Below are 21,408 nucleotides of genomic sequence, written 5' to 3'. Positions count from 1 at the left end.
GCGATGACCCCGAGCCCGCGTCGCCGCATGCTGTGCCGTGTCACTGCCACTGCACGCCGGCCCAGCCGACCGCGGTGAGCCCCTTCATCTTCTTGGTGCCGGCAACATTGCCCCACGGAACGGTCTTCGTCTGCCCCGAGCCACAGCCGATCGCCGTCCAGGTGGGTGCGTGCTTGGAGTTGAACCCCTTGCCCCAGATGCAGGGGTTGGTGGTACCCATGTGCTTGTACCACTTGTACGGGGCCCGCGCTGCGGCGTTCCAGCCGATCACGTTGCAGCCGTTGACGGACTGGCCCATGACCGGTAGCACCGTGAAGGCGCGGTCCTTACAGTTACCGGACTGGGTCGTGGGGCCGTCGCCGACCATTACGACCTCACTGTCGGGATCAAAGCTCCCATCGACCACGACGTGCGGCGGGATCGCGGCCCGTAGGAGTTCATCGCTTGCATGTGCCGGGACGGCGGGTGCCAGCACTGAAGCCGCGACCGCGGTCGACACGAGTACAGCACAAAATGTGTTCTTCTTGGTCATCTCTCACCCTTGAGTAGCCGGTGAAGTGTTACCGGATGCACACATACTGCACGGCGACAGCGATCTAGGCAACCCGTCTCTTGGCCGGACGGGAAGTCGTTGCCGTGACCTCCCGCGTCGTCGACGTTGGGTTGGCATCGGAGGCTGATGCGCGACCGGCTGTGACTGCAGATCTCGGCTGATCGCCTGGTGCGCTCGGCACGACGCCGTCGTTCTGCGGGACAGAGCGGAGGAGGTCCAGAGCGCAGAAAGGGGGCGCCCCGTGCTGGGACGCCCCTTGATCTCAGACCTCAGCCGAGCATGCGCTCGGTTCAGCCCGCTTCGCCAGATTACCGGCCCGACGTCGACCCGTCGACTGGTGTGTGACACGAGACCGAGTCGCGTGAGGCACCCGGAGTCGCGTTGGTATCCCACCGCGAAGTACACTTCGACCTGCCCCCACCCCCTCGCACGAAGGCCCGACCGTGACCCGATCCCTCCGCCTCACCCTCGCCGTCGCAACAGCCGCGGTCGCCGCCCTCGCCCTGACGTCGTGCGCCGCCGGCAGCGGCAGCAACGAAGACGGCACCGTCACCGACGGCAAGCTGACGGTCGCCACCGGTGAGCCGGCGTACTCGCCGTGGATCGAGGACAACAAGCCGGAGTCCGGCAAGGGCTTCGAGTCCGCCGTCGCCTACGCGGTCGCGAAGGAGATGGGCTACGCCAAGTCCGACGTCGTGTGGAAGCGCAGCACCTTCGACAGTGCGATCGCACCGGGCCCGAAGGACTGGGACCTCAACGTCCAGCAGTTCTCGATCGACGCGAAGCGCAAGAAGGCCGTCGACATGTCGAGCGCGTACTACACGACCACGCAGGCCGTGGTGACGACCAGCACCTCGAAGGCCGTCGACGACACGAGCATCGCCGCCCTCAAGAAGGACGCGATCGGCGTCGCCACCGGGTCCACGTCGATCGCCAGCGTGAAGAGCGTGCTCGGGATCACCCCGCAGGTCTTCAACTCGAACGACGACGCCGTCCTGGCGCTCAAGTCCGGCCAGATCGACGCGATCGTCACCGACCTGCCGACGGCGTTCTACATGGCCGCAGCGCAGCTCGACGACGGCACGGTGTCGGCGCAGTTCCCGTCCGACGGCAAGGGTGACCAGTTCGGCTTCGTCCTGCCGAAGGGCTCGGAGCTCACGAGCAAGGTGGACAAGGCGCTCAAGTCGCTGACGGACGACGGCACACTCGAGGACCTGCAGACCAAGTGGCTCTCCTCGGAGACCAACACCCCGGTCCTGAAGTAACCGCATGACCGTGCCAGCAGGCGCCGGGACCCCGGTCGCCGCAGCCGCGCCGAGCCAGGTCGAGGCCGAGCGGCGGCTCTACCGCCGGCAGCGCGGACGCCGGTCGATCGTGGTGTCGGTGGTGTCGACGCTCGTGGTCATCGCGATCGCCTACTTCGGCGTCGTGAACACCCCGGGTTGGGCAGCGGTCCAGCAGTCGTTCTTCGATCCGCAGACCGCGATCGACACGTTCCCGGACATCCTGCTGGGCCTCTGGCTGAACGTCCGCATCCTGTTCTTCAGCGCCATCGGCGTCGCCGTGTTCGGCACCCTGCTCGCGGTGGTGCGGGGCCTGCGGAACCCGGTGTTCTTCCCGCTGCGGATGCTGGCGACCGGCTACACGGACCTGTTCCGCGGCCTGCCGCTCATCATCGTGCTGTACCTGGTCGGCTACGGTATCCCCGGGCTCGGGGTGTTCCCGCGGCTGCCCGCCGAGGTCTGGGGCACCATCGCGATCGTCCTGACGTACTCGTCGTACATCGCCGAGGTCCTGCGTGCCGGCATGGAGGCTGTGCACCCGTCGCAGCGCCTCGCCGCCCGGTCGCTCGGACTGTCGCACGCGAAGACCCTGCGGCTCGTGGTGCTGCCGCAGGCGATCCGCAAGGTCACACCGGCGCTGATGAACGACTTCGTCTCGATGCAGAAGGACGTCGGCCTGGTCTCGATCCTCGGCGCCGTCGACGCGGTCCGGTCGGCGCAGATCGCCCAGGCGGAGACCTACAACTTCACGCCGTACTTCGTCGCGGGACTGCTGTTCGTGGTGATCAGCCTGCCGCTGATCCGCGTCACGGACGCGATCGCACGCCGCCAGCAGCGGCGCGAGCAGATCGGAGGGACCGTATGAGTGAGGTCGGCCAGGAGGCCCGTGGCGCGTCGGGCGCGGACGCTGCGGTCCTCGAACTGCGCGGGTTGCGCAAGGCCTTCGGCGAGCACGAGGTCCTGCGCGGCATCGACCTGACGCTGCACCGCCACGAGGTCATCTGCGTCATCGGCGCGTCCGGCTCGGGCAAGTCGACCCTGCTCAAGACGGTGAACCTGCTCGAGGGCATCGACGACGGCGAGATCCTGCTGCAGGGCACGGACATCGCCGATCCCCGCATCGCCGTCGACGGTGTCCGCGCCCGCATCGGCGTGGTCTTCCAGCAGTTCAACCTGTTCCCGCACATGACCGTGCTCGACAACGTGACGCTCGCCTCGCGCCAGGTGCACGGCGTCGGGCGGGCGCAGGCCGAGGCGACCGCACGTCGGCTGCTCGAGCGCATCGGGCTGGCGGAGTTCGCCGACGCCTACCCGGACCGGCTCTCCGGCGGCCAGCAGCAGCGAGTCGCGATCGTCCGGGCCATCGCGTCCGACCCCGAGCTTCTGCTGCTCGACGAGGTCACGAGCGCACTCGACCCGCAGCTCGTCGGCGAGGTGCTCGACCTGGTCACCGAGCTGAAGCGGCAGGGCTCGACGATCCTGATGACCACGCACGAGATGCACTTCGCACGGAACGTCGCCGACCGGATCGTGTTCCTGCACCGGGGCGAGGTCGTCGAGCAGGGCGTGCCCGCCGAGGTCCTCGACGCACCGCAGCACCCGGCGCTCATCGAGTTCCTCTCCCGCGTCCACGCCTAGGGCGTCAGCAGCACCTTCCCGACGACCTCGCCGTCGCGGACCTTCCGGTGCGCCTCCTCGACCTCGGCCAGTGGCAGGACGGTGTCGATGACCGGTCGGACGCTGCCGTCGGCGACGAAGGGCCAGACGTGCTCGCGAACGGCGGCGACGATGGCGGCCTTCTCGGCGAGCGGGCGGGCGCGCAGGGTCGTGCCGCTGATCGACGCTCGCTTCCGCATCAGGGCACCGAGGTCGACCTCGGCGGTGCTGCCGCTGCCCGAGGCGATGACGGCGATGTGCCCGTTGGGCGCGAGGGCCTGCAGGTTCCGCCCCAGGTAGGCCGGCCCGACGACGTCGAGCACCACGTCGACCCCGACGCCGTCCGTGAACGCCAGGACGCGTTCGACGAAGTCCTCGGAGCGGTGGTCGACGACCAGGTCGGCACCGAGGTCCCGCGACGCCTGGACCTTGCGGTCGCCGCCGCTCGTGGCGATCACCGTCGCGCCCAGCGCCTTCGCCCACAGCACGGCGTGGGAGCCCATGCCGCCGGTGCCGCCGTGCACGAGCAGGGTCTGGCCGGGGCGGAGTCCGGCGAGCATGCCGATGTTCGAGTACACGGTGCAGGCGGCCTCGGGCAGGCCGGCGGCCTCGACCAGGTCGACCGAGTCGGGGACCGGCAGCACCTGCGTCGCGGGAGCCACGACGAGCGAGGCGTATCCGCCGCCGGACAGCAGGGCGCACACGCGGTCGCCGACGGCCACCGAGGTCACGCCGTCGCCGAGTGCCCGGACGGTGCCGGAGACCTCGAGCCCCAGGATCTCCGAAGCGCCGGGCGGCGGCGGGTAGTTCCCCGCGCGCTGCTGCAGGTCGGCGTTGTTCACCCCGGCGGCGGCGACCTCGATGAGCACCTCGCCCGCGGCGGGCACCGGGTCGGGCAGGTCGGTCACGGACATGGTGGTGTCGTCGAACGTGATGGCGCGCATGCCCTCGACGGTACGCCGGGCGGCCGGTCATCCTGTGAGTGCCCCATGTACGCTCGATGACGGATCTGCACCTCATCCGGGGGAGTGCGGACCGATCGAGGGGGACTCTCCACCATGCCGAAGAACAAGTTCATCGCGCTCGCCACCGCCGGCCTCGCGCTCACCCTGCTCGCCGGTTGTTCGACCGGGCCGTCGAAGGCCGAGCAGTGCACCCAGTTCGAGAAGACGGTCAAGTCCGCCGCCGAGGGCGTGCAGTCCGAGGCCGCGAACCTGCAGTCCGACCCGGACGCCGCCGTCACGAAGCTCAAGGAGCTCGACGAGAAGATCTCCGACGGCGTCGACGACCTGTCCGACGATGACCTGCAGGACAAGGGCGAGGCGTTCGAGGACGCCTACGGTGACCTCGTCGACCAGATCGAGGACATCGCTGACGACCCGCAGTCGGCCGACGTCTCGGCGCTCACGAAGTCCAGCACCAAGGTGCAGGATGCCGGCAACGCCTTCCAGAAGGAGTGCAACTCCTGATGCGCCGCACCCTCACCGCGGTGACCACGGCGCTCGTCGCCGTGGCGCTGCTGGCGGGCTGCTCCGGCGGGTCGTCGGACGACGGCGACTCGGCGGACACGTCTGCTCCGTCGAAGTCGTCCGCCCCGTCGAAGACGTCGGCCGCCAAGCAGACCACGACCGAGGCGTGCGCCCTGGTCGAGAACGAGCTCAAGTCGTTCATCGACGAGCAGACGTCGTTCTCGGCGCCGGCGGACCCCGCGGCGCGCGCGAAGCTGGTCGGGGAGTTCACCGACCGCCTCGACGCTGCGCTGCCGAAGGTCACCAACAACGACGTCCACGACGCCTTCGAGGACTTCACCGAGGACGCGAAGGAGTACGCCTCGGCGCTCACCTCCAGCGGCTCGGCCGACTCCGCCGAGGCGAAGGACGCCCAGACCGACGTGCAGTCCTCACTGAACGAGGTCTCGGCGGTCTGCCCGAGCAACTAGTCGCCACACCAGGCCCCGGCACCACGACGCCCCGCAGCTCCGACCGGAACCGCGGGGCGTCGTCGTGCCGGGGCGGCTCAGACGGCAGCCGGCTGCGATGCGTCGAGTCGCGCGACGTCCTCCGGCCGCAGCTTCACGGTCGGTGCGGTCAGCGAGTTGAGGATCGACTGCGGGCGCGACGCCCCGGGGATCGGCACGACCACGTCGCTCTTCTGCAGCTCCCACGCGAGCGCGATCACCTGCGGTGTGACGCCACGGTCCCGCGCGATGTACGCGAAGTCCTCGTAGGCGGTGCCGAGATCCGCGGCGTTCGCGATGCCGCCCAGCGGGCTCCACGGCAGGAACGCGATCCCGAGCTCGTCGCAGAGCTCGAGTTCCGGCTCGCTCGACCGGAACTTCGGCGAGAACTGGTTCTGCACCGAGGCCAGCCGTCCGTCGAGGACCTCGTTCGCCGTCCGGATCTGGTCGGGGTCGGCGTTCGAGATGCCGGCCATCCGGATGACCCCCTCGTCGAGCAGCTCACCGAGTGCTCCGACGGACTCGGCGTAGGGGACCGCGGGGTCCGGACGGTGGAACTGGTACAGGCCGATCGCCTCGACGCCGAGGCGCTTCGCCGAGGCCTTCGCCGCCTGCTTCAGGTACTCCGGGTGGCCGTTCTGCGCCCATGCGCCGGCCTCCGGTCGCAGGTGTCCGCCCTTCGTGGCGATGAGGATCGACTCGGTGTCGCCGTGGAACTCCCGCACGGCCCGGGCGATGAGCTCCTCGTTGTGCCCCACCTCGTCGTGGGCGGCCAGGTGGTACGCGTCCGCGGTGTCGATGAGCGTGACACCGTTCTCGAGCGCGGCGTGGATGGTCGCGATGGACTGTCGTTCGTCGGGGCGCCCCTCGATCGACATGGGCATCCCGCCCAGACCGATGGCACTGACCGACACGTCTCCGATGACTCGTTGCTTCATGCGCCCAGCATGCGCCGGGGGCGCACGGTCACGCCCAGGGTGCGTCGCTCGTCCCCGGCTCAGCGCCGCGCCCAGCCCGGCGCGTGCTCCGGCAGCGGGCCGAAGGCGATGCCCCGGGCGTAGAGGCCCCGCGACGGCGGCACGTACCGGGCGAGCAGCACGGGCAGCAGCGGTGGCCCGTTCCGCAGCTGCCCCGCGAACGCCCGCTCGAAGACGACGCGGTGCAGTACGGCCTGCGCCGACTGGACGACCACGGCCGGTGGCCTCCGACGGCGCTGCACCGCGGCCAGCGCAGGGTTCAGCGCCGGACCGCTCCGCCCGTGCCGGAGCGCCGGCACCAGGATCGCGGCGGTCGCCACGGCGTCCTGCACCGCCAGGTTGATCCCCACCCCACCCGCGGGCGACATCGCGTGGGCCGCGTCTCCGATGCACAGCAGACCCGGCCGCCACCACCGCCGCAACCGGTCCATCCGGACGTCGAGCACGTGCACGTCGTCCATCGAGCCGATCGCGTCGACCCGGTCGGCGAAGTCCGGACGGAGCCGGGCCACCCGCGCCCGGAAGGCGCCGACGCCCTCGGCCCGCAGTGCCGCGTCCGAACCCTTCTGGGCGAAGTACGCGACCTGGTGGTAGTCGGGCCGCGGGAAGCTCAGCAGCACGTCCCGGTCGGAGAACGCCGGCGTCAGGGCGCTCGCCGCGTCTCCCGGACGCCGGGGCAGCCGGAACCACCAGGTGTCGAACGGCACCGGGAACGCCCGCGGCACGAACCCCGCGGCCCGACGCAGGACGGAGTTCCGTCCGTCGCACGCGATCACGACGTCGGCGCGGAGTTCCTCGGCGTCCCCGCTCCCGTCGCGCCGGCGCAGGTGCACCCCGGTGACGACGCCGTTCTCCTCGATGAGCCCGGTCGCTGCGAGGCCCATCGCGATGTCGAACGACGGTTCCTGCCGGGCAGCGGTGACGAGCAGGTCGAGCAGGTCCCACTGCGGCACCATCGCCACGTGGTCGTACGGGGGCTCGAGCCGCGAGAAGTCGCCGAGCAGCAGCCGCGACCCGTCGGGCATCGGCAGGGAGAAGTCGTCGAGCCGAGACTGCGGCAGCGCCCGGAAGCGCTCGCCGAGGCCGAGCTCGTCGAGCAGCCGGATCGTCGAGGCGTGCACGGTGTCGCCCCGGAAGTCCCGGTTGAAGTCGTCGTGCTGCTCGATGACGCGCACGTCGATGCCGGCCCGTGCGAGCAGCAGTCCGAGGACGACCCCGGCGGGGCCGCCGCCGACCACCGCGACCGTCGTCCGCGACACCGTCACCATGCCCTGGACGCTACGCCGTGTCGGACGGGAGGCCCGGGGCCGTGTCCGCCACGGGCCTCCCGTCCGGCGCCCGGTCGCGTCTGCCCGCGCGGTGCGATGCGATGCGATGCGACAGTCTCGACGTCGTACGACATCGACGATGTCGTCGCTGCGCGCGCGCAACTGGCGGCGGTCGCAACGAACGACGAACTCGTTGTCGTACGACCTCGATTGTGTCGTTCGGAGTCGGTCCGGCAGGACCAGCGCCGTGCGCGTCGGCGCTAGGCGCTCGCGGACACCGACGACGACGCGGTCTCGCCGTCGGCCGCGTTCGCGAAGACGACCCCGCCCCACGCGATCACGCCGATCGCGAGCACGAAGCCGATCGCGGCGATCCACCACGACGACTTCCGGCGGATCCACGCGCCGATCGCCAGCACGATCGTGGCGACCCCGATCACGAACGCACCACCCACCGCGATGGCCGTGCCGCCGATGTAGCCGCCGGGAGTACACCCGGCCGAGGCGTCGCACGTCGCGGTCGCCGAGATGACCGCGATGATGCCGACGACGGCGGTGACGATCGTCATGACCGCACCGAAGGCCAGCAGCAGCACGGTCGAGATCCGGTCGGCGAGCTTCGCGGGCGGGAACAGCGTGGTGCCTCCGCGCTCCCAGGCCGCGCGCTGCGGGTCCTGGGGGCCGGGCGAGGACTGCGGCGGACCGCCGGGGACGTTGGACCAGGTCATGGGAGCAGTCCTACCGCGCTTCCACGCCGAACGCCTGTGCGAGTCGCTGGATCTTCTGCGCCCGACCCAGGCGCGGCAGGTCGGATCCGTCGCGGATGACCTTGCCACGGGCCTCGAAGTCGTCGAGGAAGTCCTGCGCCCAGGCGACGTCGGTCGGCGTGGGGGAGATGACCTCGTTGATGACGGGCAACTGCTCGGTGTCGAGGCACAGCTTGCCGGTGAGCCCGAGGGACACCGCGACCTGGGACTGCTCGCGCAGGATCGGGTGCGACGACCCCACCGTCGGGCCGTCGATCGGGCCGGGCAGGTCGCCGACGCGCGACGCGACGACGAGCTTCGACCGCGGGTACGCCATCGCCAGGGTGTCGGCGCTCGTGCCGGTGTCGCGGCGGTAGTCGCCGGAGCCGAACGCCAGCCGGAACGCACCCTGCGCCCGCGCGATCGAGACGGACTCCTCGATGCCGAGCGCCGACTCGACGAGGGCGATCACCGGGGTCTGGCCGCCGAGCCGGTGCCACGTGTCGGTGACCTGCGCCGGGGACTCGGTCTTCGCGAGCATCACGCCCTGCAGCCCGGGCAGGCCGCGGAGCTCCTCGACGTCGTCGGCCCAGAAGTCGGTCGTGACGTCGTTGATCCGCACCCAGGCCTCGCCGCCACCGGCCAGCCACGCGGCGACGCCCTGCCGCGCCGAGGGCTTGGCGGCGGGGTCGACGGCGTCCTCGATGTCCAGGATGATCTGGTCGGCGCGGGACCGCTGGGACTTCTCGAACCGGTCGGTCGCGGTACCGGAGACGAGCAGCCACGAGCGGGAGATCTCGGCGGGGACCGATCGACGCCGGTTCGGCGTGGGGGCGGACGGGGTGGTGCGGTCGTCGATGGCCATGCCCCGTTGGTACCACATCGGACGCCACGGGCGTCCCATCGGCCGTGCGACGCGACCGGTCTGGCGGGTGCCGCGTCGGCCGGAAACCCCGAAACCTCGGTTCATTGCCAGAGAGGGCGCGCGTTCCCGCCTACAGTGTCGGATGTGTGGCGAGCGGACAGGGTGACCGACGGTGAGGACGACGTGAACGACGACGTCCCCGTCGAGGGTGCCCCCGCGCGCCCCGACGACGAGCGAGACGACCGCGATGAGCGAGACGACCGAGACGAGCAGCAGGACGTGGACGAGGACCGGACCGACGACGAACCGGACCGTACGCTCCGCCCGGAACTGCAGCTGACCAGCCCGCAGGCGATCAGCCTCGGCGACCCCCGGCTGCAGGCGGGCAACGCGGCGGAACCGACGTGGGACGGCTGGCGCGGCCAGCTCACGGGCGTCGGCGGCACGAGCCCGCTCACCCACTTCAGCGACCACCCCCGCGCCCGCATCGAGCTGTCGACGACGCACCCGGGCGGCCTCGCCCAGTTCATCACCGGCAAGACCACCCTGCTGTCCAGCCTGATCCGCGACGAGGTGGCCCTCCGTGCCGCCCGTGTCGCCGCCGGCCAGGTCGAGGCGAAGGGCACCGAGCTCGCGACGGTGCGCGGCATCGACGCCGTCAAGCTCGGCATCGGCATGGCCGACTGGAAGCACGGCGACGAGCAGTTCCGCGGCCCGGTGCTCCTGCGCCCGCTGGCGATCCGCCGCCACGGCCGTGACTTCGAGGTCCGACTCCTCGGCGAGCCCGTGCTCAACCCGGGGCTCGCCGACGCCCTGCACGAACAGTTCGGCGTCATCCTCGACGCGCAGTCCTTCGTGGCGCTCGCCCAGCAGGACGGCTCGTTCACCCCGAACCCCGTCATCGACCGACTGCGCGGCCTGACCGCGCACATCCCCGGCTTCTCGGTGCACGCCCGGCTCGTGGTCTCCACGTTCGCCGAGGTCGCGACCGGCATGGTCGAGGACACCGGCGACCTGTCCCACCCGGTGCTCGACGCCCTCGCCGGCAACCCGAGCGCCAAGTGGCAGGTCGAGCAGTCCTACCACCCGGTCGAGCAGACGCCGTCGGACGAGCGCAGCCCGGAGACCGACACCCTGCTGCTCGACGCCGACGACGAGCAGGAGAACGTGATCGCGCAGATCGCGGCCGGCAACTCCATCGTCGTGAAGACCCTGCCCGGCACCGGCGGCACCCAGACGATCGTGAACGCCCTGGGTGGCCTGGTCGCCGCGAACAAGCGCGTCCTCGTGGTGAGCCCGCGCCGTGCGACCCTGCGGGGCATCGCGGCCCGCTTCGGCGAGGTGCAGCTGCCCGGCGTCGCGGTCACGCCCTCGACCCTGCGCCGTGACGTCGTCCGTGCCATCGCGCGGAACGAGAAGGCCGCACGTCCGAACCTCCGCGAGGTCGACGACGCCCTGGTCCGGCTCCGCAAGGTCCTGAAGGACTACCGCGGTTCGCTCACCCGCAAGGACGCCGACTTCGGCGTCTCGGTGCTCGACTGCCTGGTCGAGCTCTCGCGGCTGTCGCTCCTGCCCGTCCCACCGTCGACGACCGCGCGTCTGTCGAAGCAGTCCGTGGCGTCCATGGTCGAGGGGCGCTCGCGCGTCGCCGAGACGATGGTCAGCGCGGCCAACCTCGGCGAGTTCCGCTACGGCCCCGACGACTCGCCCTGGTACGGCGCGAAGTTCTCCACCAGCGACGGCGCCCAGCGCGCCCACCGCATCGCGAAGGACCTCGACTCCGAGGGGCTGCCGACGCTCCTCCGCCGTGCGCACGACCTCGTCGCCACGACGCACATGCGCCAGTTCACGACGATCAACGAGCTCGGCATCTACCTGCGCCTGCTCACCGAGATCCGTGACACCCTCGACCGCTTCCTGCCGGTGGTCTTCGACCGCTCGGTGTCGGAGCTCGTCGCCGCCACGGCCCCGCGTGGCGAGGGCGCCCCGATGTCCTCGACGAACCGTCGTCGCCTGAAGAAGCTCGCTCGCGAGTACGTCCGCCCCGGCGTGCACGTCTCCGACCTGCACGAGGCCCTGACCCGGGTGCAGCAGCAGCGCGTCCTCTGGCAGCGCTACGTCGCCGCCGGAGTGAACCCCGAGGTGCCCACGGGCATCGCGGACGTGCAGGTGCTGTTCTCGAACGTCGCCGAGGACCTCGCGCGCCTCGACGAGCCGCTCGGCCGGACCGAGCGCGACCGTCAGCTCGCGAACACCCCGGTCGACCAGCTCGTCCCCACCATCGCCGAGCTCGCCGCTGAGTCCGACGTCCTGCACAACCTGCAGGAGCGTACCGAGCTCATGCAGACCCTGCGCGACCTGCAGCTCGAGCCGCTCATCACCGACCTGGCGAACCGGCACGTGCCGGACCTGCAGGTGCCGGCCGAGCTCGAGCTCGCCTGGTGGCAGTCCGCGCTCGAGACCATGCTCGAGTCCGACCGGGCGCTGCTCGGCGCGAACACCGACATGCTCGACCGGGTCGAGGCCGACTTCCGCCTCGTCGACGACGCCCACGCGGCAGGGGTCTCCCAGGGCCTCGCGTGGCAGCTCGCCGAGAACTGGAAGGTCGGACTCGTCGACTGGCCGGAAGAGGCCACGGCGCTGAAGACCCAGCTGCGCGAGGGTGCGATCACCTCGCGGCTGCTCCAGGACTCCGCACCGCACCTGTCCCGGTCCATCGCTCCCGTGTGGCTCGCGAGCCCGTACGAGGTGTCGCAGATCGCCGACACGATGCCGTTCGACACCGTGATCCTGGTCGACGCCGGAGCCGTGACGATCGCCGAGACCGTCGGAGCCGTCCGTCGTGCGCGCCAGACCGTCGTCTTCGGTGACCCGGTCACGCAGACGCCGTCGGCGTTCCGCATCGCCGTCGACCCCGAGCACCGTGCGCTGCAGGTCGACGAGGGCACCCTCGACGCCTTCCACGCCGACTCCGCCCTGGCGAAGCTCTCCACCCTGCTGCCGACCCTGTCGCTCTCGCGGTCGTACCGTGCCGGCGGCGAGGACCTGGCCGAGCTCGTGAACCGTCGCTTCTACGGCGGCAAGATCGAGTCGCTCCCGTGGGCCGGATCGTTCCTCGGCCACGGCTCGATCGCGCTCGACTACGTCAGCGACGGCAAGGCCGTGCCGGACCCCGAGTCCGGCGCCGTCGAGAGCGTCGACGCCGAGGTGGACCGCGTGGTCCGACTCGTCATCGACCACGCCCGAACCCGCCCGAGCGAGTCGCTCATGGTCATCACCGCCTCGGCGAAGCACGCCGTGCGCGTCGAGCAGGCCGTGCTGACCGCGGCGCAGGGCCACAAGGACCTGACCGAGTTCGTCATCGGCGACCGCGCCGAGCCGTTCATCGTGGCGACGCTCGAGCAGTCGGTGGCGCAGAGCCGCGACCGCGTCGTGTTCTCCATCGGCTACGGCCGCACCCCGCACGGCCGTGTCCTGCGCGACTTCGGTCCGCTCGGCAAGCCCGGCGGCGAGCGGCTGCTGGCGGTCGCGATGACCCGTGCGCGCCGCTCGATGGTGATCGTGACGTGCTTCCAGCCGTCCGACATCGAGGCCGAGCGCATGGGCCACGGCACCGTCGCCCTCGCCGAGATCCTTGCCGAGGTGCGTGCGCGCACCACCGCCGAGTACGTGCCGGACGACTCCGACCCGCTGCTCGTGGACCTGGCCCGCCGGCTCGAGATGCGTGGCATCCCGGTCGCGCTCGGGCACCGCGGCAAGCTCGGCCTGGTGGCCGCGCACGGCGGGGTCTGCGTCACGATCGAGACCGACGCGTCGCTCGTCAAGGGCTCGTTGCGCGAGTCCCTGCGCCTGCGCCCCGAGGTCCTGCGCCGACTCGGCTGGCACTACGTGCGAGTGCACGCGTTCCAGCTGTTCTCCGACCCGGACCGCGTCGCGAACACCGTCGCCGCCGTGCTCGGTGTCGACCGCGGTGCGACGCAGGAGATCTCGATCCCACCGATCCCCGCCCGCCGATGACCGACCGGCCGAGTCGGCGGGCCTCGCGGCCCGCCGGTCCGGTGACGCCGGAGACGGACCAGCTGGTGGGCACGTGGACGCGGGCCGACGACACGTCGTCAGCCGCGCCTCCCGGTCGAGCAGCGTCGACCGGACGCGAGACGGACGATCTGTCGGGAGGCCCGGTGCGGCGCCGCAGACGCGTCACCACCCAGCCGGTGCCGGGCTACGACCCGGCACCGTCGCCGGAACCGGCGCGACACCGCGACGGGGAGAACGACGACCAGCTCCGGCGCGACGTCCCGCCCCACTGGTGAACCGGTAGCCTGTCCTGCGATGACTGACACCGTACGGCAGCGCCCCGACTGGCAGACCTGGCCGAACCTGATCTCGCTGGTCCGGCTGCTGCTGATCCCGGTGTTCGTGTGGCTCGTCGTCGCCGGACACCCGGGCTGGGCGCTCGTCGTACTCGTCGTCATCGGGGTGAGCGACTGGGCGGACGGCTTCATCGCTCGCAAGTTCGACCAGGGCTCGAAGCTCGGCAAGGCGATCGATCCCGTCGCCGACCGCCTCGCCATCATCGCGATCGTGCTGTCGCTCGTGCTGACCGGACTGCTGCCGTGGTGGGTCGTCGCCGTCGTGGTGCTCGTCGACCTCGTGCTCGTCGTGCTGTCGAGCGTGCTGTTCCGCGGCAACCCGGACCTCGACGTCACGTGGACGGGCAAGATCCGTTCCGCACTGCTCTTCGTGGGCCTGCCGGTGCTGCTCTTCTCGGCCGTGCACGCCGTCGACGAGAACGCGCCGTGGGTGCGGGTCGTCGCCCTGGTCTTCGTCTACCTCGGCACCGTGGGCCACGTGCTCGCCGGCGCGCAGTACGCCGTCGCGATGTTCGCGAAGCGCCGCCGCGTCAGCGCCTGACGGTCACCCGCCCCGAACGAAACCAGGTTCCGGACACAGCACCGCGGATCTCCGTGGTGTCGTGTCCGGAACCTGGTTCCGGTGCGCTGCTAGAGCTTCGTCGAGCCGCCGATGCCGGGTCCCTCGGGAGCGTTCGACGGGGCGATGTGGGCGCCGGTCCCGGTGCTCGTCGAGACACCGTTCTGGGAGCGGAGCAGGTCGCGGATCTCGAGCAGCACCTCGACGTCGGTCGGGGGCACGTCCTGCGGGGTCTGTTCCTCGTCGTTCTTGACGCGCTCGAACGCCACCTTCTTCAGGTGGTTCACGGGCACGACGAGGGCGAAGTAGACGACGGCGGCGACGATCACGAAGTTGATGACCGCGCCGATCACCGCACCGAACATGAGCGTCGCCGGCTTGCCGCCGGCCACGGTCGGGATGTCGACCTTGAGCGCGTCGTCGAGGCTCGACGCGTTGAACACCGCGCCGATCGCCGGGTTGATGATCGCGTTCACGATGACGGTCACGATGGCGGTGAACGCCGCACCGATGACGACTGCGACGGCCAGGTCGATGACGTTGCCGCGGAGCAGGAACTCCTTGAAGCCCTTCACGGGACTCCTTCCGGTCGAGGACAGCCGCCGGACGGCGACTCCATCAACCTATCGGCGAGGAGTCCTGGTGGTCACGACGCGCTGGGCTTCGGCGTGCTCGGCTTCGACTCGGTCTTCGCGGGGGTGGCCTTCGTCTCCGACTTCGCCGGCGTGCTCGACGAGCCCTCCGACTTCGGCGTCGGGCGGGAGTCGGTGCGGTAGAAGCCGCCGCCGTTGAACGTCACACCGACGGGGGAGAACACCTTGCGCAGGACACCGCCGCACACCGGGCACTCGGTCAGGGTGGCGTCGGAGAACGACTGCTTGATGTCGAACGCGTTGTCGCACTCGGTGCAACGGTACGAGTAGGTGGGCACGTCAGCTCCGGAACGTGATGATGCGCGACGGCGTGATGATGCCGTCGACGGGTTCGTCGTGGGGTTCGCGCGGGACCTCGTCGAGGTACTCCGCGTCGAAGATCACAGCATAGACGGGCGGGCGCTTCGCCATGGACCCGAGGGTCTTGTCGTAGTAGCCGCGACCCCATCCCATCCGGACGCCGTCGTGCCCGACCGCCGCCGCGGGGGCGAGGATCGCGTCGACGTCGTTGATGGCGAGCGGGGACAGGACCTCGCCCACGACCTCCGGCATGCCGAAGATCCCCTCGGTCTCGCTCTCACCGTCGCCGACCGCCCAGTCGAGCAGGCCGTCCTCACGCGTGACCGGCAGCAGCACGCGGATGTCGTGCGCGAACGCCCAGTTCAGGAAGGGGCGGACGTTCGGCTCGTCGGACGCCGACAGGTACAGCGCCAGCGAGGTGACCTGGCGCTCCTCGGCGAAGCGCTGCAGGGTGGCGGTGAGCGCCGCGCTGTCCGCGTCGCGTTCCGTCGTGGTCCGGGTGCGCCGCCGCTGCCGGAGTTCGGCTCGCAGGGCGCGCTTCTCGTTCCCGAGATCGGCGATCATGCGCAGGAGTCTACCGAGGGCATCCGTTGCGGCTTCCCGCCGGGAAACGCGCTGATGCCGTGTCCCCTGTAGCGACGACATGCCCCGGAAACCCGGATCGGATACGGTCTGGGGCATGGGCTTCCAGATTTCCAAGGCGGTGATCCCAGCGGCAGGGCTGGGCACTCGCTTCCTCCCCGCGACCAAGGCGATGCCGAAGGAGATGCTCCCCGTCGTCGACAAGCCAGCCATCCAGTACGTGGTGGAAGAGGCCGTCGGCGCAGGACTCACCGACGTCCTGATGATCACGGGCCGCAACAAGAACGCACTCGAGAACCACTTCGACCACGTGTCGGAGCTCGAGGAGACCCTCAAGAAGAAGGGTGACCACGAGAAGCTGCAGAAGGTCAACCAGTCGACGGACCTCGCCGACATGCACTACGTGCGTCAGGGCGACCCGCTCGGCCTCGGCCACGCGGTGCTCCGCGCGAAGATGCACGTCGGCCGCGAGCCGTTCGCCGTGCTCCTCGGCGACGACATCATCGACGCCCGCGACCCGCTGCTCAAGCGCATGATCGAGGTCCAGGGTGAGAAGAACGCCACGATCGTGGCGCTGCTCGAGGTCCCCGAGTCGCAGACCCACCTGTACGGCATCGCCACGGTCGAGCCGACCGACACCGACGATGTCGTGAAGATCACCGGGCTCGTCGAGAAGCCCCCGCAGGGCGAGGCGCCCTCGAACCTGGCCATCATCGGCCGCTACGTCATCCGCCCCGAGGTCTTCGACGTCCTCGAGAAGCAGGAGCCCGGCAAGGGCGGCGAGATCCAGCTCACCGACGCGCTCATGAAGATGGCGAGCGCCGAGGAGTGGACCGGCGGCGTGTACGGCGTCGTGTTCCGTGGACGCCGGTACGACACCGGTGACAAACTCGACTACATCAAGGCGATCGTGCAGCTCGCCTCGGACCGCGATGACCTCGGCCCCGACCTCAAGTCGTGGCTGAAGGAGTTCAACGCGGGCGAATGAGTCGGCCATCCCGCCCGGGTCCGTGCACACGGACCCGGGCGGGACACCCCGTCCCGCACAGCGGCGGGATCCCGGAGGAACCAAGCGATGACGACGATCCCGACCCTGTCCCACGGGCGGGTCACCATCCGGCCCCTCCGGCTCCGTGACACGCGCGACCTCGACCTCGCACTCGCGTCGAACCGATCGTGGCTCCGCACCTGGGAGGCCACGAACCCCTCAGGACACGTCTCCACCGATGTCCGCGGCAGCATCCGCGCGCTCCAGGCCAACGCCCGCGCGGGACTCGGACTGCCGTTCGCGATGGAGCTCGACGGCCGGTTCGTCGGGCAGCTGAACGTCTCCGGCATCACCTACGGGTCGCTGGCCAGTGCCTCGATCGGCTACTGGGTCGTCGAGGACGCCGCCGGACACAACGTGACCCCGATCTCGGTCGCACTCGCCGTCGACCACTGCTTCCGCGCCGTCGGCGTGCACCGCATCGAGATCTGCATCCGCCCCGAGAACGCCCCGTCCCTGCGCGTCGTCGAGAAGCTGGGCTTCCGGTACGAAGGGCTGCGTCGCCGGTACATCCACATCAACGGCGACTGGCGCGACCACTTCTGCTTCGCGCTCGTGGCCGAAGAGGTCCGTGAGGGCGTCCTCGAGCGGTGGGTCCGTGGACAGGTGCCGCCCGGACTCGGCGCCGTACCGCTCGCCGCCCGTGACGAAGCGGCGCTGCCGATCACCACCACGCCCCGGCTGTAGATTCCGCCGCGACACGCGCAACACGCGTTCCGCAATCACGCGACGGGGATACCCCCGCCCCTACCGTGTTCGCATGGCAGGAATCGGCTCGTGGGGTGGCGGCATCGTCCTGCTCGTCGCGGCCGTCCTCTGGCTCGTCTACCTGATGCCGTCGTGGGCCGCCCGACGCCAGTACCTGGCCACCGAACGCAACGCGATCCGGCTGCAGCAGACCCTGCGGATCCTGGCGCAGACCGCCGAGCTCCCCGACGAGGTCCGTGTCGAGATGAACGCGAAGTCCCTGGCCGAGGCGCAGCGTGTCGCTCGGTCCGAAGAAGCCAAGCGCACCGCCATCGTCCGTGCCCACGAAGCCGCGCGCCAGCGGGAGATCACCCGCCGCCTCGCCGAGCAGGCCCCGGTCCTCGAGCGTGCGTCGTCGGTGCCCGCCCTGACCGCGATGCGCATGCGCCGCTCCCGCCTCGGAGCCACCCTGTTCGGCACGCTCGGCGTCGTCGTCGCGCTGGTCGTCTTCGTCGCGGCACCCGCCCTGTGGCTCGTCGGCGTCGCCGGGCTCCTCGCCGCGGGTGGGTCCGCAGCGGTCCTCGCCCAGCTGCACCAGGTGGCGACGGCGCGGAAGACCCGTGTCGCGGCGGCCGAGGCGGGCGCGAGCCGTGCCTCCCGGCCCACGACCACGTGGACGGACCCGGCGCCGCCGCTGACCACCGAGCAGTCCGCAGAACCCGCGCAGGACCGCAGCTGGACCCCGAACCGGGTGCCGAAGCCGCTGTACGTGGAGCGTCCGACGGCGCCCGCTGCCACGCCGGAGTCGTCCGCCGAGCTCGCCGCGCGACTCAAGGAGCGCGTCGCCGAGGCCAAGGCCGAGGCGGACGCCGAAGCCGCAGCGATCCGTGCGGGGGAGTCCGATCCCTCGCTCGCCACCGTGTCCCGGATGCGTCCGGAGCTCGAAGAGGCGGCGGCGTCGCTGTCGGCGCACGACCAGGGGCGTCTCGCCGAGCGGCTGGGGCTGCGTGCTCCCGCCGTCCCGGAGCTCGTCGCCGAGACGCCTGACCAGCCGACGACGCCCACGGGTCCGCCGAGCAAGTGGGCCGGCATGGGTGTCCTGGACGACGACGCGTACCAGCAGGCCGACCTCGACGCGATCATGCGTCGGCGCCGCGCGGTCTGAGTCGCGGCTCGCCCGACTGGCCACGATTTCGGTTCGGCCGAACGGTGGTGCTAGTGTGGTCGAGCACTTGGGGCTATGGCGCAGTTGGTAGCGCGTCTCGTTCGCAATGAGAAGGTCAGGGGTTCGAATCCCCTTAGCTCCACCAAGGCAAAGCCGATCCGGCCCGGAACCAACAGGTTCCGGGCCGTTCTGCGTTCGGTGTGTTTCACAGGCTCGCGTCACTGTGTCGTCATGCACAGTTCGCGGACAGGGGTGGTGTGTTGCTGAGCGCATCGTCCTAGACTCCCGGTGCGCCGACGGGGCGCGGGTAACGGGGGAACACGTGCGCTTCAGGACTGCCATCGCATCGATCGGGACGGTGCTCGCCGTCACTGCTGGGCTGCTCGTGGTCGCTCCGGTGGCGCCGGCCTCGGCCGCAGCGCCGACCACCGGGCGGTTCACGCCCGTGGCGCCGGCGCGAGCCTGGTCCGGTACCGCGACGAGCAAGCTGACGACCGTCACGCTCGGCGGCCGGAACGGCATCCCGTCGAACGCGACCGCGGTCGTGCTGACCGCGACCGTGACCTCGCCGAGTGCGGCCGCGTACGTGAGCGTCGCCCCGTTCGGCAGCACCGCGAGCCCCGCCATCCAGAACTTCGCCAGGGCGCAACCGATCTCCGGCACCACCACGGTCGGACTCACCAGCGGCAAGGCCCAGGTGAAGGTCTCGGCCGGCAAGGCGACCGTCGCCCTCGACGTCGCCGGTTGGTACGGCACCAGCGCCACCGGGTCGACCTACACGCCGCTCGCGCCGACGAACGTGCTGAACGGCACCGTGACCACGGGCGCGAAGCGCATCGTCGTCGCGGGCAAGGCGGGCGTGCCGTCGAACGCCACCGCCGTCGTGCTGCAGGCCGACGTGTCCCGTCCGGCGACGAGCGGCCGGCTGCGCCTCACCCCGTCCGGCAACAACGCGGGCGTCGTCTCGCTCATGTACTCCAAGGGCACCACCGTCGCGAACACGACCACCGTCCGGCTGTCCGGCGGCGCCGTGCAGGCCAAGGTCTCCTCCGGGTCCGCGCGCGTGCTCGCCGACGTCGTCGGGTACTACGCGCCGAACGCCAACGGGTCGGTGTTCGTGTCGGCGCACCCGGTCCGCGCCGCGACCGTCGCCGCCGGCACCACCGCCACGAGGGTGACCGTCGCCGGGACCGCGGGTGTGCCGCGCAACGCGACCGCGGCCGTCATCAACGCCAAGGTCGGCGGCGGCAGCGTCGGGGGATCGCTCCGCGTCGTCGGCGCCGGGCTCGCCTCGAGTGTGCCGACGCAGGTCTACGCCAAGGGGCAGACCATCGGCAACGCGCTCATCGCGCCGCTGGCGTCCGGTGGGCAGGTGCAGGCGAAGGTGTCTGCGGGCAGGGCCACCGTGTACGTCGACGTCGTCGGGTACTTCCTCAACGGCAACAGCGGGTCGGGGACGGGGGTCGATGTCTCGTACCCGCAGTGCGGCAAGAGCGTGCCGACCGACCAGTCCTTCGGCATCGTCGGGGTGAACTCGAGCCTCGGCAACACCACGAACCCGTGCCTGCAGCAGCAGCTGTCCTGGGCTGCATCGTCCGCCGGCGGTACCGCACAGCCGAAGACGCAGGTCTACGCGCTGTTCGCCAATCCCGGGGCGGCTGCGGCATCGGTCTGGCCGACGTCCAACGCCGCGCCGAACGGGCAGTCCGTGACGAACCCGTACGGCACGTGCACGGCACAGTCCGGCGCGAAGCCGACCTGGAAGACGACGTCGGCGTGCTCGTACATGTACGGCTACGCCAGGGCCTACGAAGCAGCGAACACCCGGGGCGTCGCCAACCCGGGGCAGTACCGCTGGTGGCTCGACGTCGAGACCGGCCTGTCCCACCTGAGCGACACCGGTCAGAACCGGGTGGCGCTCGAGGGCATGGTCGCGGCCTTGAAGAGCAGCCGTATCACGCAGATCGGCGTCTACTCGACCTCGTACCAGTTCCGCACGATCGTGGGCACCGTGCCGACCACGAGCCCGCTCCGGCCCCTGCCGAGCTGGATCGCGATCGGTGACGGCCGCCTCGACCAGGCGCAGGCAGCGTGCTCCGGCGCGCGGCTGCTGGGTGGCCCGATCGCGATGACCCAGTACAAGACGCCGTTCGGCTCGACGGAGATCGACCGCAACTGGTCCTGCTCCTGACGAGGCCGCACGCGGTTCGCGACGATTCACGAGTCGATCACCGCGTGTCGTGTCGGAGAACACGTGCAAGGACCCGCGGCCACCGCGTGCCGCGGGTCAGCGACGCGTCCGCGTCAGCTCGCGAAGCTGTCCGTCAGCACCCCCGCCTGCGCGAACGCGGTGTGGATCGCGTTCGCCGCCTGCTCGAAGGCACGGTTGCCGCGCGAGACCCCGAGCGCACCGCCCTTGATCGCGGACTTGCCGGAGCCGCGCAGCAGCCGTGCGACGGTGCGGCCGTCCGGCGTGACCATGATCTGCACGTCCAGGCGGGTGTGGAAGGTGCGGTCGTTCGCCAGGCCACCGATGAGCAGCGTGAGGCCCAGGCTGCCGCGGGTGGCTCGGAGCGCGCCCTGCTCGGCGTCCTCCACCGTGTAGCCCTCGTTGGCGAGTGCCGAGCGGACCTGGCCGCGAGCGGTCTCGGGGTCGGTGGCGACGAAGAAGTCGTGACTCTCGGGCATGGTCTGCTGATCCTCTCGAAGGCGTCCGTGCGGACACGGAGGACGCTC

21 protein-coding genes and 1 tRNA gene are annotated in these 21,408 nt (G+C 70.8%); 12 read left to right on the top strand and 10 right to left on the bottom strand.

What is annotated here, in order from left to right:
* Positions 1–40 precede the first annotated feature (40 nt).
* Positions 41–532 (bottom strand): hypothetical protein, encoded by a 492-nt coding sequence (locus ACGH48_RS16290; RefSeq protein WP_131877413.1) that lies wholly within the window; start codon positions 530–532, stop codon positions 41–43.
* A 464-nt stretch (positions 533–996) separates the two neighbouring features.
* Between ACGH48_RS16290 and ACGH48_RS16285 the strand changes: the two genes are divergently transcribed.
* From ACGH48_RS16285 to ACGH48_RS16275, 3 genes are read left to right on the top strand one after another with little or no spacing between them, the layout of a single operon-like run.
* Entirely contained in the window at positions 997–1,818 is an 822-nt protein-coding gene (locus ACGH48_RS16285) for an ABC transporter substrate-binding protein (RefSeq protein WP_123293348.1), read from the top strand.
* 4 nt (positions 1,819–1,822) lie between these two features.
* Complete coding sequence (locus ACGH48_RS16280; protein ID WP_123293349.1) at positions 1,823–2,701, top strand: amino acid ABC transporter permease; 879 nt, start codon at positions 1,823–1,825, stop codon at positions 2,699–2,701.
* A complete protein-coding gene (locus tag ACGH48_RS16275; protein ID WP_396289343.1) occupies positions 2,698–3,474 on the top strand; it encodes an amino acid ABC transporter ATP-binding protein in 777 nt (258 codons plus the stop codon). The genes ACGH48_RS16280 and ACGH48_RS16275 overlap by 4 nt, the downstream gene beginning before the upstream one ends.
* Here the strand turns inward: ACGH48_RS16275 and ACGH48_RS16270 are convergent.
* Positions 3,471–4,436, bottom strand: coding sequence for an NAD(P)H-quinone oxidoreductase (locus ACGH48_RS16270; protein WP_396289342.1), 966 nt, complete (start codon positions 4,434–4,436; stop codon positions 3,471–3,473). The genes ACGH48_RS16275 and ACGH48_RS16270 overlap by 4 nt on opposite strands.
* Before the next feature lie 114 nt (positions 4,437–4,550).
* On the opposite strand from ACGH48_RS16270, the gene ACGH48_RS16265 reads away from it, so the two are divergent.
* Both ACGH48_RS16265 and ACGH48_RS16260 read left to right on the top strand, forming a co-directional pair.
* Positions 4,551–4,961, top strand: coding sequence for a hypothetical protein (locus tag ACGH48_RS16265; protein ID WP_123312103.1), 411 nt, complete (start codon positions 4,551–4,553; stop codon positions 4,959–4,961).
* Positions 4,961–5,431, top strand: coding sequence for a hypothetical protein (locus ACGH48_RS16260; protein ID WP_396289341.1), 471 nt, complete (start codon positions 4,961–4,963; stop codon positions 5,429–5,431). The genes ACGH48_RS16265 and ACGH48_RS16260 overlap by 1 nt, the downstream gene beginning before the upstream one ends.
* 77 nt (positions 5,432–5,508) lie before the next feature.
* On the opposite strand, the gene ACGH48_RS16255 is transcribed toward ACGH48_RS16260, so the two are convergent.
* The 4 genes from ACGH48_RS16255 to ACGH48_RS16240 all read right to left on the bottom strand — a co-directional run bounded on the left by ACGH48_RS16255 (position 5,509) and on the right by ACGH48_RS16240 (position 9,305).
* On the bottom strand, positions 5,509–6,387 hold the full coding sequence (locus tag ACGH48_RS16255) for an aldo/keto reductase (RefSeq protein ID WP_123312106.1): 879 nt from the start codon (positions 6,385–6,387) through the stop codon (positions 5,509–5,511).
* 59 nt (positions 6,388–6,446) lie between these two features.
* The gene (locus ACGH48_RS16250) at positions 6,447–7,694 is read right to left on the bottom strand and encodes an FAD-dependent oxidoreductase (RefSeq protein WP_396289340.1); all 1,248 of its coding nucleotides are present in this window, start codon (positions 7,692–7,694) and stop codon (positions 6,447–6,449) included.
* 260 nt (positions 7,695–7,954) lie between these two features.
* Positions 7,955–8,422 (bottom strand): DUF6264 family protein, encoded by a 468-nt coding sequence (locus tag ACGH48_RS16245; protein WP_340195550.1) that lies wholly within the window; start codon positions 8,420–8,422, stop codon positions 7,955–7,957.
* Positions 8,423–8,432: 10 nt separating this feature from the next.
* Positions 8,433–9,305, bottom strand: a complete 873-nt coding sequence (locus tag ACGH48_RS16240; RefSeq protein WP_111086303.1) for a CoA ester lyase — start codon at positions 9,303–9,305, stop codon at positions 8,433–8,435.
* A gap of 162 nt (positions 9,306–9,467) precedes the next feature.
* Here ACGH48_RS16240 and ACGH48_RS16235 point away from each other — a divergent pair, with 162 nt between their 5' ends.
* The gene (locus ACGH48_RS16235) at positions 9,468–13,322 is read left to right on the top strand and encodes an AAA family ATPase (protein ID WP_396289338.1); all 3,855 of its coding nucleotides are present in this window, start codon (positions 9,468–9,470) and stop codon (positions 13,320–13,322) included.
* Between the two features lie 315 nt (positions 13,323–13,637).
* Positions 13,638–14,219, top strand: coding sequence for a CDP-alcohol phosphatidyltransferase family protein (locus ACGH48_RS16230; RefSeq protein WP_340195548.1), 582 nt, complete (start codon positions 13,638–13,640; stop codon positions 14,217–14,219).
* Positions 14,220–14,308: 89 nt separating this feature from the next.
* Here ACGH48_RS16230 and mscL read toward each other — a convergent pair whose 3' ends face one another.
* From mscL to ACGH48_RS16215, 3 genes are all read right to left on the bottom strand, one after another.
* The gene (mscL, locus tag ACGH48_RS16225) at positions 14,309–14,812 is read right to left on the bottom strand and encodes a large conductance mechanosensitive channel protein MscL (protein ID WP_340195547.1); all 504 of its coding nucleotides are present in this window, start codon (positions 14,810–14,812) and stop codon (positions 14,309–14,311) included.
* A gap of 71 nt (positions 14,813–14,883) precedes the next feature.
* Positions 14,884–15,168, bottom strand: coding sequence for an FmdB family zinc ribbon protein (locus ACGH48_RS16220; RefSeq protein ID WP_396289335.1), 285 nt, complete (start codon positions 15,166–15,168; stop codon positions 14,884–14,886).
* 1 nt (position 15,169) lies between these two features.
* Positions 15,170–15,754: a 5-formyltetrahydrofolate cyclo-ligase gene (locus tag ACGH48_RS16215; RefSeq protein ID WP_111086298.1), complete on the bottom strand. Its 585-nt coding sequence runs from the start codon at positions 15,752–15,754 to the stop codon at positions 15,170–15,172.
* A gap of 115 nt (positions 15,755–15,869) precedes the next feature.
* Between ACGH48_RS16215 and galU the strand changes: the two genes are divergently transcribed.
* The 5 genes from galU to ACGH48_RS16190 all read left to right on the top strand — a co-directional run bounded on the left by galU (position 15,870) and on the right by ACGH48_RS16190 (position 20,863).
* Positions 15,870–16,760, top strand: coding sequence for a UTP--glucose-1-phosphate uridylyltransferase GalU (gene galU / locus ACGH48_RS16210; protein WP_123312114.1), 891 nt, complete (start codon positions 15,870–15,872; stop codon positions 16,758–16,760).
* An 87-nt stretch (positions 16,761–16,847) separates the two neighbouring features.
* Positions 16,848–17,507, top strand: coding sequence for a GNAT family N-acetyltransferase (locus ACGH48_RS16205; RefSeq protein WP_111086296.1), 660 nt, complete (start codon positions 16,848–16,850; stop codon positions 17,505–17,507).
* Between the two features lie 73 nt (positions 17,508–17,580).
* Entirely contained in the window at positions 17,581–18,672 is a 1,092-nt protein-coding gene (locus ACGH48_RS16200; RefSeq protein ID WP_396289334.1) for a hypothetical protein, read from the top strand.
* A 69-nt stretch (positions 18,673–18,741) separates the two neighbouring features.
* Positions 18,742–18,817, top strand: a tRNA-Ala gene (locus ACGH48_RS16195).
* Positions 18,818–18,994: 177 nt separating this feature from the next.
* Positions 18,995–20,863: a hypothetical protein gene (locus ACGH48_RS16190; RefSeq protein ID WP_396289332.1), complete on the top strand. Its 1,869-nt coding sequence runs from the start codon at positions 18,995–18,997 to the stop codon at positions 20,861–20,863.
* Positions 20,864–20,976: 113 nt separating this feature from the next.
* Here ACGH48_RS16190 and ACGH48_RS16185 read toward each other — a convergent pair whose 3' ends face one another.
* Positions 20,977–21,360 (bottom strand): hypothetical protein, encoded by a 384-nt coding sequence (locus tag ACGH48_RS16185; RefSeq protein WP_123312117.1) that lies wholly within the window; start codon positions 21,358–21,360, stop codon positions 20,977–20,979.
* Positions 21,361–21,408: the final 48 nt, after the last annotated feature.

It is taken from the genome of Curtobacterium pomorum, from assembly GCF_044497295.1.
Classification (GTDB): Bacteria; Actinomycetota; Actinomycetes; order Actinomycetales; family Microbacteriaceae; genus Curtobacterium.
Note: the sequence above shows the minus strand (reverse complement) of the source record. Positions and strands in the feature narration are given on the sequence as shown.